This window comes from Pseudolabrys taiwanensis, from assembly GCF_003367395.1.
GTDB classification, from domain to species: Bacteria; Pseudomonadota; Alphaproteobacteria; order Rhizobiales; family Xanthobacteraceae; genus Pseudolabrys; species Pseudolabrys taiwanensis.
On record NZ_CP031417.1, the window covers coordinates 3,208,355 to 3,222,446 of the forward strand.

Consider the following 14,092-nt stretch of genomic DNA (forward strand, 5'->3'; position numbering starts at 1 on the left):
CTCCGTCAAACGAATGCGAGACTTGCAAGCAATTTCAGTACCAAACCGACCCGCGTGGAAGCGTCGTCTAGATGACATGCTCCTTGCGCAGACCTTCGATCGCTGACGCGTCGAATCCAAGTTCTCCGAGGACAGCATCATTGTCGGCGCCGGCCTCGGGCAGCAGGGCTTTGAATTGTGCCGGCGTGCGCGACAGCCCGATCGGCTGTCCAACCAGCGTAACCTCTTTGCCATCGTCACCTTGCACCGACGTCGCGATGCCGAGGTGCTGCACCTGAGGGTCGGCGAACACATCGTCCATCTTGTAGATCGGCCCAGCTGGCACGCCCGCTTTCTCAAGCGCCTCCAGCCACGCCTGCGATGCTCGTGTCGCGAAGATATCGGCGAGAAGCGTGTTCAACGACGGACGATTTTTGAAGCGCAAGTCTAAGGTGGCGTATCGTGGATCGTCCGTGAGCTCCGGCCGGCCGATGGCGACGCAGAACGCTTTCCACTGTCCCTGCCCGCCGACGGCGATGTTGATGAAGCCATCGGCCGTGCGCACAACGCCCATCGGCGTCGAGTAGGGATGGTCGTTGCCGGCTTGCTGCGGCACGACGCCTTCCACAAGATACCGCGCCGCCTGGAAATCCATCATGGCGATCTGCGCCTGCAACAGCGAGGATTGCACCCACTGTCCTTCGCCCGAGCGCTCACGTTCGGCGAGCGCGACGAGAATACCGATGGCGGCGTAAAGACCGGCGGATGTATCCGCAACCGCAATCCCCGCACGCACCGGTCCCTGGCCCGGCAAGCCGGTTACCCACATCAGACCGCCCATGCCCTGGGCGATCTGATCGAAGCCGGCCCGCGTGCGATAGGGACCGCTCTGGCCGAAGCCCGATATCGACGCCAGGATTATGCGCGGATTGACGGCCTTGAGGTCCTCGTAAGCGATGCCGAGGCGCTCTTTGACGTCCGGACGAAAATTCTCGACGACAACGTCGGCCGTCGCGACCAAGCGCTTGAAGACCTCGAGGCCCGCCGGCGTCTTCAGATTGAGTGTGATCGACCGCTTGTTGCGGTGCAGATTGAGCATATCCGAGCCGTCGCGCGCACCGCTCATGCCTTCGTTGGGGTCTACGCCCGGCGGCGCTTCGATCTTGATCACATCCGCGCCGAAATCCGCGAAGACGCGGCAGCACGTCGGACCGGCGCGCACACGCGTCAGATCGAGAATGCGCAGATTGGCCAAGGCCGGGGACACATGCGAACTCACGCGGCAAGACCTTTCTCGGCAGCGATATCGGAAGCGATGGCGGCCGGGATGCGGCCGTGCCAATCGGTCTTCATCTGGAACGACGTGGCGAGCGCGATCAGCAATGGCTCACTGTCCGGCCGGCCGACGATTTGCAGGCCGACAGGCATTCCCCTGCTATCGAAGCCGACCGGAAGCGCGAGCGCGGGCAGGCCGAGATAGTTCACGAAGCGCGTGAACCGGCTCATGGCGTACAGCGTCCGCGCCTTGAAGTCCGGCGATGTCGGATCGGTCTCCGCGACGCGCGGCGTCCTGATGGGCATCACCGGCATGAAGGCGACAGCCGCCTCGCCCAGAAACGTTTCAAGGAAATGCTGTCGCGCCGCTTCGCGGCCAGCGACCAATTGCGCCAACGCATCGTCGTCGATCGAAAGCCCCTTGGCCAACCGTTTGCGCAAGGTCGCGTCGACACGCACGTCGTCGAGCCGGTTGCGGTGTGCCCGCGCAGCCTCGCCCTGCATCACCAGCAGCACGCGCTCGTCGGCCTCTTTCGGGAAGCCGCCACGTCCGGCGACGGGTAGGCCGAACCGCGCGATGGCGTCGCGGCAAAGCTGCGTCACCTCCGCATCGCTTTCGCCGAACGCATCTTCCAATACGATGGCCGAATGCGCCGATGGTGCGGCGGCCTCACCGAAAAGCGCGGTCCAAACCATCGCGAGATCGGCCGCGCCGCGCGCGAAAATGCCGATGGTGTCGAGACTGGGCGACAGCGGCATTGCGCCATCAAGCGGCAGCACGCCCCATGTCGGCTTCAGGCCGGTCACGCCGCAGCAATGCGCCGGAATGCGGACGGAGCCGCCGGTGTCCGAACCGAGCGCCGCAAAAGCGCAACCGCTCGCCACCAGCGCAGCCGAGCCACTGGACGACCCGCCGGGCACGAAGTCCTTGTTCCAGGGATTGAGCACGTTGCCGCGCACGCTGTTGATGCCCGAAGGCTCATAGGCAAGCTCGGTCATCTCAGCCGTGCCGATGAGGCAGCCACCGGCGCGGCGGAGGCGCTCGATGATGGCCGCCGGCTTGCCGAGCGGCTCGAGCGGCGCGGCGCAACCGCAGCTCGGCGGCGTCACGCCGGTCGCGATCATATCCTTCGCAACATAGGGCAGACCCGCGAGCGGCCCGGCGGGGTCGAAGCCGTTATCGATCTCTTGCGCCGTTGCATTCAGCTTGCGGCCGATGGTCTTCAGCCGCAGTCGCGCCCGCCCGATGGCAGCCTCCCGCTCGCCCGCCGGGAGCGACGACCAATCGGGAAAGCGTGCGCTTGCGACCATGATCGTCAGTAAGACCTCGGTAATCCGAGCGTATGTTCGCCGAGATAGGCCAGGATAAGGTTGCTCGAAATCGGCGCCACTTGGTAGAGCCGCGTTTCGCGGAACTTGCGCTCGACATCGAATTCGGCCGCAAAGCCGAAGCCGCCATGCGTCTGCAGGCACGCATTGGCCGCCTGCCAGGATGCATCAGCGGCCAACAGCTTCGCCATATTCGCCTCGGCGCCGCAGGGCTTGCCGTTGTCGTGCAACCAGGCCGCCTTGTAGCGCATCAGGCTTGCCGCCTCGATATTCGCGTAGGCTTGGGCGATCGGGAACTGGATGCCCTGGTTCTGTCCGATGGGCCGGCCGAACACCTTGCGTTCATTGCCGTAGGCGACAGCCTTGTCGACGAACCAATAGCCGTCGCCGATGCACTCGGCGGCAATCAGCGTGCGCTCGGCGTTGAGCCCTTGCAGGATGTATCTGAAGCCCTGCCCTTCCTCGCCGATCAGGTTCTCCACGGGAACCTCGACATCGTCGAAGAACACCTCGTTGGTTTCGTGGTTCACCATGTTGCGGATCGGCTGCACGGTCATGCCGCCGGCAAGCGCCGCTTTCACATCGACCAGGAAGACCGACAAGCCTTCGGACTTCTTGCGCACCTGATCGACCGGCGTCGTACGCGCCAGCAGGATCATATAGTCGGAGTGCTGCAGCCGCGACGTCCACACCTTCTGGCCGTTGACGACGTAGCGGTCGCCCTTGCGCACGGCCGTGGTCTTCAGCTTCGTGGTATCGGAGCCTGTAGTCGGCTCGGTGACCGCCATCGACTGAATGCGCAGCTCGCCGCTCGCGATCTTCGGCAGATACTCTTTCTTCTGCTCCGCGGATCCCGCGCGCAGCAGTGTCGACATATTGTACATTTGGCCATGGCAGGCGCCTGAGTTGCCGCCGGCCCGGTTGATCTCTTCGAGGATGATCGACGCTTCCGTGAAGCCGAGGCCCGAACCGCCGTACTCTTCGGGGATAAGCGCGCTGAGCCAGCCGGCGGCGGTCAGCGCCGTGACGAACGCTTCGGGGTAGGCGCGCGCGTCATCGACACGGCGCCAGTACTCGGCCGGAAAGTCCGCGCAAAGGCTACGCACCGCATCGCGCAAGTCGCGATGGTCGTCGGCAAGGGGGATTTCAAATGCCATAGAGTGCCCGTTCCACCGCGGAAACGATAAGCGGCGTCAGGCGGGCGCGGAATGTCAATTTCCGTGATACTGATTTCGAGAATAGCGAAATCACTTCCGGCGGCGCGCGGCCGCACGACGCGGCGTCCGCCTGGCGGATTTTTCATCATCCGCAACTTCTTCGGCCACCGACGCCGTCAGGAAGTCGATCAAGCGGCTGGTCGGCGCTTCCAAGTTCTCGAAAGCCCGCACGCAGATGGCATAGTCCCGCCGCGCCCAGGGCTCGGCGAGCCGCACCAACCGGATATTGAGCGCTTGCGACAAGGGCCGCGCGGCGAGCTCCGGCAGAATGCCGATGCCGAGCCCCTGCTTGATCAAGAGGCACATGACTTCGAAACTGCGCACTTGAACGCGCACTTTCATGGGCCGACCGGTGGCGTTCGCGCGCGACGACAACAGGCGGTGGGTCGCCGTCCCGCTCTCGAGCGCCACAAGGTCTTCATTGAGAATGTCGGCGAACCGCAGTGCATTTCGGCGGCTCAGTTTATGGTCCTTCGGCAGCGCAACAGCGAGGCGGTCGCCGGAGTAGTCGATGATCTTGAGACCGTCGACAGGGCTGTCGCCGACGATGACGCCGATGTCCGCTTCCTTGTTGAGCACCGCCGATATCGTCGAATCGCTCGGTCGCTCTTCGAGATCGAGCTTGATCTGCGGATTCTCGCGCACGAAGTTCGACAGATCGCGCGCCAAGCGCTGGACCAACACGGAGCTGGACGCACACACACGCACATAGCCGCGAATGCCTGAGCGATGTTCGTCGATGCTCACCTGGAGCTTGTCGCCGAGGCGCAAGACGTCGCGCGCGTAGTTCATCACGGTGATGCCGGCGGCCGTCGGCTCGATACCGTGCGGACGTCTGACGATCAGCGGGGCGCCGATTTCCTGCTCGAGGAGGCTCAGACGCCGGCTGGCCGCGGACAGCGCGACATTCAAGCGTTCGGCCGCCTTACTCATGCTGCGCATCTCGCACGCTGTCAGGAATATGCGCAGGCTCTGCAGGTCGTGATACAGCATTCTTCTATCCCGTCACCTTCCGACCGATCATACCGAAATGGACGTCCTTTTCGACAATCGCTGAACGGCAACTGACTCTTCATCGGGCAACGGATACAGCCTTTGTCGATGCGCTCCGCTCTCGGCTTTTACCGGCGACATTGACGATTTGACCGTCTCTAAGAGCCAACCGGCACGTTGCCGAAAGCCGGTGGTCGACAAGATCATCGTCTCCGACCGCACCATCCGGATCATGAGGCCGAACGACAACATCCGGTCCGCCTTGGGACCGGGCGGGACTCGGCTGCCCCTGTTCGTCAATCTGTTCAGGAATGGTGCCCCTGGCCGGACTCGAACCAGCACGATGTTTCCACCACCTGATTTTGAGTCAGGCGCGTCTACCAATTCCGCCACAGGGGCAATCTGAGCGCGGGCGCGGATCATAGCCAGGGAACGCGCGGGGTCAACGCCTGGAAGGGGCTCCCGGCGCCCTGGCAGCGAAAAATCGGCGCTCGGCCTCGGGAAAATGGCCGTCCCAGTCCCCGGTCAGAGGCCGAGAACGAGTTTGGCCAGGGCGGCGACGGTGTTCATGTTGCGCGCGGTTCCCGCCTGCGCCGCCGGTATTTTCAGCTTCGACCGACCTTGGCCGCTCGGGAAATAAACGTAGAGCTCGCGCGCACCGAGCTCGATCTCCTCGTCGGCCTGGCCTTTGACGCCCGCCAACACGTTCTTGGGCGGCTTGCCGTCCAGGAAGATCGCCACCGTCTTGTTCGCCGGCTGATGCGGAAATGGGTTTCCCTCCAACACCGCAGTCATTTCCCGCGCCGTGCGGATCGCCACCGGAACCGGGCTGCCGGCGTACCGATGCAGCCGGGCCTCGAGCGCGGCCTTGACCTTGCTTTCGGACGCAGCGGCCGTGAACACGACATTCCCGCTGGCGATATAGGTGCGCACTTGCGCGAAGCCTTCGGCCTCGCACATCGCCTTCAGCTCGGTCATCGGCAGCTTGCCGGTGCCGCCGACATTCACGGCGCGCAGAAGAGCAACATAGGCGGTCATTGCCGTCGTCTCACACCGCGGCCTCGACGGCGATGTTGCGCCGTGCGAACGCCGCCTCCATCTCGCGACGGACTTTCACTGCGGTATCGGCTGCGTCAACCTCGACATCGGACCATTTCAACGCGCCGCCTTCGGGGATATCGCGCTTGAGCTTGACGTTGTGCGCGAGGCCCAAGGGCAGCAGGCCGTTGTCGAGCGACACGTCCGCGGGCGTCTGCCTGCCCCAGACGCAGAAGCCGCCCTCGCCGTCCAGAATCTCGCCGGCTTTCAACGCCCGCTTGGCCGTCGCCACCACATCGGAGCGGAATCCGGTGGGCGCGCCGGTTGGCTCGTGTCTGAGCGCACAGCTTGCGACCGAGATGCCGAGCTCGAGGCCGATCATGTGGATCGGCCGGTAGAGCGCGGCGTAGTGGCCGCTCCGATCGGGCAGCATCGCGTATTCCTTGAAGCAACGCCGCGCGTAGTCGGTCTCGCCCTCGAACACGACATACGTGCCCAGCGCGAGATGGTGCGGCACGTCGCGGCCATCGCGATAGACGGAGGACGTCACTTCGGTGACGCCCGCCATTTCGAGCATGCCGCCGGCGAACTTCGGCTTGCAAACATCCGCGAGTTCAAAGCGCGTCGCCGGCGGGAAGCTTAAGCCGTGCGACTGCGGCACGAGCCCGGTGGCGTTGCACACGGCGGTCATCTCGATGCCGGACTTGGTGCCGTCGACGAAGGAGTTGAACATCTTCGGATTGATCGACTTGCGGTCGGATATGTTCAGATACTTGTCGAGAATGTCCCAGACGTTGTCGGGATTGGACTGGTAATAATGCGGCTCGTAGCGTGTGCCCTTGCCGGCCGCGATCACCTTGAAACCGGCGGCGCGCGCCCAATCCACGTGTTCACAGATCAAGGCCGGCTGGTCGCCCCAGGCGAGCGAGTAGACGACGCCCGCCTGCCTCGCATGGCGGGCGAGCAACGGGCCCGCGACCGCATCGGCTTCCACGTTGACCATGACGATATGCTTGCCGTTCTCGATTGCCTTCAGGCAATGCGCGATGCCGGCACCGGGAACGCCGGTCGCTTCCACGATCACTTCGATGCGCGGATCGGTGATCAACGCGAGCGCATCGTCGGTCACCCATGTGGTCCGCTTGGCATGCGCATCGGCGACGGACGATGCGCTATAGAGCGTGGCCGGCCAGCCGGCCGTCGCCAATTGGCTTCTGGCGCGCGCGACGTCGAGATCCGCGACCCCGACGACGTGCAGTCCCTGTGTCAGCCGCGCCTGCGACAAAAACATCGTGCCGAACTTGCCGGCGCCGATCACGCCGACGGTCACCGGCCTGCCGGCCGCCTCCCGTTCCAAAAGCTTGGCGTGGAGATTCATTGGTTTCGCTCCCTCAGCTTTTGATTGTTGAGGGAAGCGAAACACAGCAACGCAAGTCTAACAAGCGCCGCGGTGAACGAAGGCGAAGCACAAGATGAAGCAGGTAGGCTTAGCGGCGAGCGCCAAGCTTTATTGGCACAGCGCGCTGGAAACGAAGGTCTCGGTCTTACATCCAGGGCCGCTCGATCGACCGCTGGCATAGACCTGCGGTGGACAGACCTCGGCCGTGGTCATGTCGAGGCTCTTGCCTGAGCCGAAGCCCTTGTTGCGGCAGAGTGCATTGGCCGCGGCCATGCAATCCGGCGCGCCATTGAGGGCGACGCGGCAGGTCTCGCGCCCGCTCACCGTCCTCGTGTTGGGAATGCGGGCAACCGCATCGGCCGCCTCCTTGGCGCCGTTAGCCGTGGTCGTCGCGGCGACGCCCGCCTCGCGGCCGAAGGTCTCGACGTTCTTCTGCGCATCCTGGAAGCCGGAGCCGACTTTGCCGAACTGTTCGTCGAACCAGCGGCCGGCAGCTGCGAGAAACCCATCCTCGTGCGCGGGCGGAGCCCTCTCCTGAGCGCCGGCGATCACGGCGGCCGACGCCGCAAAAAATCCGGCGACCACGGCCATCGCCGCCGCCTGTCGGGTGCTTGCGATCAATCGCCCTTTGTCGCTCATGGCCGGAAGACTCTTGGCCGGAGAAGCTGACCGATTAGCCGCCCATCGCCTTTGCATCAGCGCTCCCGAATTACGTCGCTCGGGTGGCGAAAATGAGGAGGCGATTCGGTTAGATCAAGTATACCGCAGCCACGATGCCGGCGATAAGAACCGCGGCGCCGATCGTGACCCAGAAACCCAGCCGCTTCTCGATGATTTCGCGCGCCTGCTCCCCGTATCGATGCAGCAGGAAGGCGAGGATGAAAAACCGCGCGCCGCGCGTGATGATCGAGAACAGCAGGAACAGCCAGATATTGTAGGCGGCGAAGCCGGAGGTGATGGTCACCACCTTGTAGGGGATCGGCGTCAGGCCCTTGAGCAGGATGATCCACGCACCCCACTCGGCATAAGCCGTCCGGAAGGCCTCGACCTTATTGGCGTACCCATAGAGGTGGATCAGCCAGAGCCCGACCGAGTCGTAAAGCAACGCGCCGATGGCGTAGCCGACCAAGCCGCCGAGCACCGAAGCGACCGTGCACCACAGCGCCATGACATAGGCGCGCTGCGGACGGGCCAGCGACATCGGGATCAGCATCACGTCCGGCGGCAGGGGAAAGAACGAACTTTCGGCGAACGAGATGGCGCCCAAGGTCCACATCGCGTGCGGCTTGTGGGCCGCGTCGATCGCCCAGTCGTACAAGCGCCGTAGCAGGGAGCGCGGCGCGGTCGCGTCAACGGTCATTGGAACTCTCGTGGAAAACCCGGTTCAGCGGCGCTTGCGGACGCGCCTGCTTTCCAGGGCCACGACCTTACGACGCGAGGCGCCTTGTACCAAATCCTTTGGCAGTTTTTCGGCAATTCCGCCGAACATCTGCTCGCGCCGTTGCATTTCAGCCCAGACGTCGTCCGGGTGAACCCCGGCGTGCACCCAGAGCACCACGAGATTGTAGAGGAGATCGGCGCTTTCCCTGACCACCGCCTCAGGCTGACCGTGCAGGGCATCGATCACCACCTCGACGGCCTCTTCGGCAAGCTTTTTGGCCATTTTGGCGGGGCCTGCGCGCAAAAGCCGCGCGGTGCGCGATTTTTCCGGATTGGTATCCCGGATCGCGATGACGGCGTCGTACAGGCGAGCGACCGAATCAGTCATGCGCACGAGAATACGCCACAGGCGCGCGCAAACCGGTTAACGGGCCAGCCGGACCGGCCCCGAAAGCGCGATTAGGCTTACCGTCCGGCCGGCCGTGACGTCCTAATAGCGGTAATAAGGGCCGTAGCCACCGTAATAGCGCGGCGGACGCGGCGGATAGCCGTAGTCGCCGTAGTAGCCGTAGCCGCGGCGATAGTAGCGGCGCGACTCCTCGGCGGCGGCGATACCGGCGATGGTACCGGCAACCATGCCGAACATCTGCAACGCCGCCCGGTCATTGCGATAATGGCGATGATAGTGACGCTTGCGTGCGCTGAGATCGAATGTCGCCGCCGGCTTTGCTTGTGGCTGCTTGGCCGACGCGGCCTGCGCCGGCGCGATATTGATCGCGGTCAGCGCGATGGCACCGGCAACCGCAAAGGCAATGGAACTTCGAAGAATTTTCATGTGATGCCTCCTGGCTCTGTAAATTCAACGCCCAGGAGCGCCCAATCCTTTGCCCGCCCGTATGCCTCCTGGCGCGGCGAAAGGTCGCTACTCTTCCTCAGCCAACAGCGATGCATTGCCGCCGGCTGCCGCGGTGTTGACCGTCACCACCTGCTCAAGCGCGAAGCGATGCAGATAGTTCGGCCCGCCCGCTTTCGGCCCCGTTCCCGACAAGCCGCTGCCACCGAAAGGCTGCGCGGCGACAACGGCGCCGATCATGTTGCGGTTCACATAGACATTGCCGTTCGGCAGGCGGGTGGCGATGTGAGCAACGGTCGCATCGATGCGCGAATGAATACCGAGCGTGAGCGCGTAACCGCTTCCGGCGACATCGTCGAGCAGTTGCTCCAATTCGTCGGCATGCCAGCGCACCACGTGCAGCACCGGCCCGAACACCTCATGCTTCAGGTCGCGGGCGCGATCGAGCGCGATGACGGCCGGCGGCACATACGTGCCGGCTTGCGGCAAGGCGCGGTCCTCGTCCCAACGGAAGCGCAGAGCGCCGTGGCTGTCCATCGCGGCGATCCAATCGCCCAGCTTTGCCTTTGCTTCCGCGTCGATCACCGGCCCGACATGCGTCGCCGGGTCGCGCGGATCGCCCAAGGTCAGTTCGCGCGCCGCGCCGGTGACCATTTCGATCACCTTGTCGGCAATCTCCTCCTGCACACAGAGCAGCCGTAACGCCGAGCAGCGCTGGCCGGCCGACCGGAACGCGGAGGTGATGACGTCGTCGGCGACCTGTTCGGGCAAGGCGGTGGCGTCGACGATCATCGCGTTGATGCCGCCGGTTTCGGCGATCAAAGCGGCGATCGGTCCATCCTTGGCGGCGAGCGCGCGGTTGATGAGACGCGCGACTTCCGTCGAGCCGGTAAAGGCGACGCCTGCGACATGCGGGTCGGCTGTCAGCAGGCCGCCAACTTTGCCGTCGCCCGGCACCAGATGCAGAGCGCTTGCCGGCACCCCGGCGGCATGTATCAGCTTCACGGCTTCGAATGCGACAAGCGGCGTCTGCTCTGCGGGCTTGGCCACCACGGCGTTGCCGGCGGCGAGCGCCGCCGCCACCTGACCGGTGAAGATCGCCAGCGGGAAATTCCACGGGCTGATGCAGACGAAGACGCCGCGCCCGCGATAGCGCAATTCGTTGCTCTCGCCGGTCGGGCCCTGCAGCATGCATGGCTTCAGCGTCCGCCGCGCCTCGGCGGCATAGTAGCGGCAGAAGTCGGCGGCCTCGCGCACTTCCGAGACGCAATCGTCCAACGTCTTGCCGCCTTCGCTTTGCAGCAGCGCGATCAAGCGGCCGCGATTCTCTTCGATCAGATCGCCGACGCGTTCGAGCGCCGCGGCGCGTGTCTCGACAGGGGTCGCGCTCCAGGCCGGATAGCCCGCCCGTGCCGCCGCCATGGCCGATGTGACGATTGCTTCGTCGCCTTCCTGCACGGTGCCGATCACGGCGCCATCGATGGGTGAGATCACATCACGTTGGCGGTCCGGTACGGCGACGCCGTCGATCAAGGGTGCGGCATCGACGTGCGTTGGCGCGGCCGCGATCTCGGCCAACAGATCGGCGAGCGCCGCACTGTCGCCGAACTCGACGCCCGTCGAATTGCCGCGCACCGGCACAAACAGATCGCGCGGCAGCGGAATATGCGAATGTCGCGCCCGCGAGGGCTGGCCGATCCAGCTCTGCGGCCGGCGTAAGATGGTCTCCACCGGCACCTTGGAATCGGCGGCGACCGACACGAAGGACGAGTTGGCGCCGTTCTCGAGCAGACGCCGGACGAGATAAGCGAGCAGATCCGAATAGCCGCCGACCGGCGCGTAGACGCGGCAGGTGAGCGAGGGCATTTCCTTGAGCAGCGCCTCGTAGAGCGCCTCGCCCATGCCGTGCAGGCGCTGAAATTCGTAGCCCTCGATGCCGCCGGCGTCCTCGATCACACTGGCGACGGTGAGTGCGTTGTGGGTGGCGAACTGCGGATAAAGCCACGGTCGCGCCGCGAGCAGCTTGCGCGCGCAGGCCGTATAGCTGAGGTCGGTCATCGCCTTGCGCGTGAACACCGGATAGTCGGGCAGCCCGCGCTCCTGCGCGCGCTTGATCTCGGCGTCCCAATAGGCGCCCTTGACCAGACGCACCATCAGGCGACGGTCGAGCGATTTCGCCATTGCCGTGAGCCAATGAATCACGTCGCCGGCGCGCTTCTGATAGGCCTGCACAGCGAGGCCGAAGCCGTGCCAGCCGGCAAGGCTCGAATCGGCGAGCACGGCCGCGAACACATCAAGCGACAATTCGAGCCGGTCGGCCTCTTCCGCGTCGACGGTGAGATTGAGCTCGTGATGCTTGGCGCGTTGCGCCAGCGACAGCAGCAGCGGCGGCAATTCGCCGAGCACACGCTCGCGCGACAGCGCCTCATAGCGCGGATGCAGCGCCGACAGCTTGACCGAGATACCCGGTCGCTTCGGCAATCCAGCGGTGTCATCGGCTGCCGCCCCGATCGCATCGATTGCCCGCGCGTAAGCGTCGAAGTAACGCGCGGCGTCGTCCGCGGTCCGCGCGCCCTCTCCCAGCATGTCGAACGAGTAGAGAAACTCGGGATGGCGCTGTGCACGATGAAGCGCATCGCCGATGGTTTCGCCGAGCACGAAATGCGAGCCGAGCAGCCGCACCGCCTGCCGCGTCGCCGCACGCACCGCCGGCAGGCCAAGGCGCTTGACCAACGTGCCGAGGATGCCTTCAGGCGTCTCGCCCGGATGGATGACCTTGGCGGTGACCCCAAGCGTCCAGGCTGACGCCGAGACCAGGAGGGACCGCGACCGGGCATCGTGATGCGACCAGTCGCCGGCCTTGAGCTTGTCTTCAATCAGGCGATCCGCTGTCTCGACGTCAGGCACGCGCAGCAGCGACTCGGCGAGGACCATCAGCGCCAAGCCCTCCTTGGTGGAGAGCGAGTAAGCGTGCAGGAAATCCTCGACCCCGCCGAGACCGCCGGCGGTGCGCGCGCGGATTGCGCCCACCAACCGTTTGGTGCGGTTGTCGATGCGTGCCTCGGCCTCGGCGGACCTTTGGGCCTCCGCCATCAGGGCAGCGGCAATGGTCTCGTCCGGCGGCGCGTAAGGCGCGCGAAAAAATGGATCGGGCCGGTTAGACGGCATGACGGCGGCTCCCGGGATTCGGCCGCCGTCAGTTTAGCGCGTTACTTCAGCCAGCGGAGACTTTCGGCGCCGGATGCTCGCTGTCGATCATGCGCTGGATCAGCATGCGCGCGCGCTGCGGCGCTCGGTCGATCGCCAACCGCACGAACTCGATCACGCCGGTCTTGTCCTGCTCGATCTGGATCGCTTCGAGGATGTCGCGGTCCTCTTCGAAGGTGAGTTGGTAAAGGCGCGCGATATCGGCATCCACCTCGGCGGCGCCGATAGCGTAGTTGCGCAGGTGCAGCCAGAAGTAATGCGTGCTCGCCGCCGTTTCCGGCGTCAGCAGGCTGAAGGTGAAGGAGCGGAAGCCGCTGTCCTTGCCGGCTTCATCGCGCGGCCCCCCTGCCGAAATTGCGCCGAAGTCGACGTAGGAATTGGTCGGCAGCAGGAGGTGATAGTACTGCCAGCGGTCGACATTGCCGGTGAAGTTGCCGAACGTCCGCATGATCGGCACCGGTTCGCTGTCCTCGACCCAGCGGAAGGCGCTGACGCGCGTGTCGTTGTGCTCAAGCTCGACCGGCACATCCGCACCGCCGGCATTGCCGATGGTGCGTTTGTGCACGTAGGACGTATGCGCCGGATCGACGAGATTATCGGTCAGGTTGAGATAGTTGGTGCGGATGTGCAGGTACTGACCATCGACCAGCCCCCAGCCGGGACGGCCGTAATGCGTGATGTCGAGAATGCGTGCCGGATCGGCGAGAGCGACGTCGCCCATCCATATCCATAAGAGATTATACTTCTCGACCAGCGGATAGCTTTGCACCCTTGCCGCCGGGGGAATCGGCGGCTGGCCGGGAACGTGCACGCAACGCCCGGCACCGTCGTATTGCATGCCGTGATAGCCGCACTGGACGAGATCGCCGATCAGTTCGCCTCGTGACAGCGGCGCCAATTTGTGCGGGCAACGGTCGGTCAGCGCGACCGGCGTGCCATCCTGCTTGCGATAGAGGACGAGGTTTTGGCCGAGCAGGGTGCGCGGGAGCAACGCCCGGCCGACCTCCTTGCTCCAGGCCGCGACGTACCAGGCGTTGCGCACGAATTGTCCGGTCTCGCTCATCGCCCTCACCTACCGCCCGCCACCAAAGCCATGCGAGTACCCTGGGGACACGCGCCGTTTTGCCGCACGCACTGCCGACCGGCCTCAGGCCGGGACCACCGGCACGCCCTTCCCACACGCAGCGCAGGCGCTTGTACAGGGCCGTCCCCAGCGTCCATCACGATCATCGCCGCTTCTGTCCTGTTTTCTTAATGACTTACTATCCGCTTCCGCCTGCGGTCGAAGCAAGGCTCGTGCTAGGATGCGGTTGGCGCTGGGCGAATTTCGGTATCCGCCCTTCGGGCGAACGACTAGAAAGCTGGCATAGCGCCCAGTTTTTGAGCAGGATCATCGTAGACGCTCAAGGAGCTCTGCCGTTT

General features: G+C 64.7%; 12 protein-coding genes and 1 tRNA gene. All 13 read right to left on the minus strand.

The window, feature by feature from the left end:
* Positions 1-67: 67 nt before the first annotated feature.
* The 13 genes from DW352_RS15365 to DW352_RS15425 all read right to left on the minus strand — a co-directional run bounded on the left by DW352_RS15365 (position 68) and on the right by DW352_RS15425 (position 13,733).
* A complete protein-coding gene (locus DW352_RS15365) occupies positions 68-1,258 on the minus strand; it encodes a CaiB/BaiF CoA transferase family protein (protein WP_115692158.1) in 1,191 nt (396 codons plus the stop codon).
* Positions 1,255-2,565, minus strand: coding sequence for an amidase (locus DW352_RS15370; protein WP_115692159.1), 1,311 nt, complete (start codon positions 2,563-2,565; stop codon positions 1,255-1,257). Before DW352_RS15370 ends, DW352_RS15365 begins: the two co-directional genes overlap by 4 nt.
* A gap of 5 nt (positions 2,566-2,570) precedes the next feature.
* Entirely contained in the window at positions 2,571-3,740 is a 1,170-nt protein-coding gene (locus DW352_RS15375; protein ID WP_115692160.1) for an acyl-CoA dehydrogenase family protein, read from the minus strand.
* Positions 3,741-3,830: 90 nt separating this feature from the next.
* Positions 3,831-4,793, minus strand: coding sequence for a LysR family transcriptional regulator (locus tag DW352_RS15380; protein ID WP_115692161.1), 963 nt, complete (start codon positions 4,791-4,793; stop codon positions 3,831-3,833).
* Positions 4,794-5,105: 312 nt separating this feature from the next.
* Positions 5,106-5,192, minus strand: a tRNA-Leu gene (locus DW352_RS15385).
* A 126-nt stretch (positions 5,193-5,318) separates the two neighbouring features.
* Positions 5,319-5,831: a DUF1697 domain-containing protein gene (locus tag DW352_RS15390; protein ID WP_115692162.1), complete on the minus strand. Its 513-nt coding sequence runs from the start codon at positions 5,829-5,831 to the stop codon at positions 5,319-5,321.
* A gap of 10 nt (positions 5,832-5,841) precedes the next feature.
* The gene (locus DW352_RS15395; RefSeq protein ID WP_115692163.1) at positions 5,842-7,209 is read right to left on the minus strand and encodes an NAD(P)H-dependent oxidoreductase; all 1,368 of its coding nucleotides are present in this window, start codon (positions 7,207-7,209) and stop codon (positions 5,842-5,844) included.
* A 129-nt stretch (positions 7,210-7,338) separates the two neighbouring features.
* Positions 7,339-7,869, minus strand: coding sequence for a hypothetical protein (locus DW352_RS15400; RefSeq protein ID WP_162826990.1), 531 nt, complete (start codon positions 7,867-7,869; stop codon positions 7,339-7,341).
* A 109-nt stretch (positions 7,870-7,978) separates the two neighbouring features.
* Positions 7,979-8,560, minus strand: coding sequence for a YqaA family protein (locus DW352_RS15405; RefSeq protein WP_115694431.1), 582 nt, complete (start codon positions 8,558-8,560; stop codon positions 7,979-7,981).
* A gap of 54 nt (positions 8,561-8,614) precedes the next feature.
* Positions 8,615-8,998 (minus strand): phosphoribosyl-ATP diphosphatase, encoded by a 384-nt coding sequence (gene hisE / locus DW352_RS15410; protein ID WP_115692165.1) that lies wholly within the window; start codon positions 8,996-8,998, stop codon positions 8,615-8,617.
* Positions 8,999-9,100: 102 nt separating this feature from the next.
* Entirely contained in the window at positions 9,101-9,445 is a 345-nt protein-coding gene (locus DW352_RS15415; protein WP_115692166.1) for a hypothetical protein, read from the minus strand.
* 87 nt (positions 9,446-9,532) lie between these two features.
* Entirely contained in the window at positions 9,533-12,631 is a 3,099-nt protein-coding gene (gene putA, locus DW352_RS15420) for a bifunctional proline dehydrogenase/L-glutamate gamma-semialdehyde dehydrogenase PutA (RefSeq protein WP_115692167.1), read from the minus strand.
* Positions 12,632-12,677: 46 nt separating this feature from the next.
* Positions 12,678-13,733, minus strand: a complete 1,056-nt coding sequence (locus DW352_RS15425) for an aromatic ring-hydroxylating dioxygenase subunit alpha (protein WP_115692168.1) — start codon at positions 13,731-13,733, stop codon at positions 12,678-12,680.
* Positions 13,734-14,092: the final 359 nt, after the last annotated feature.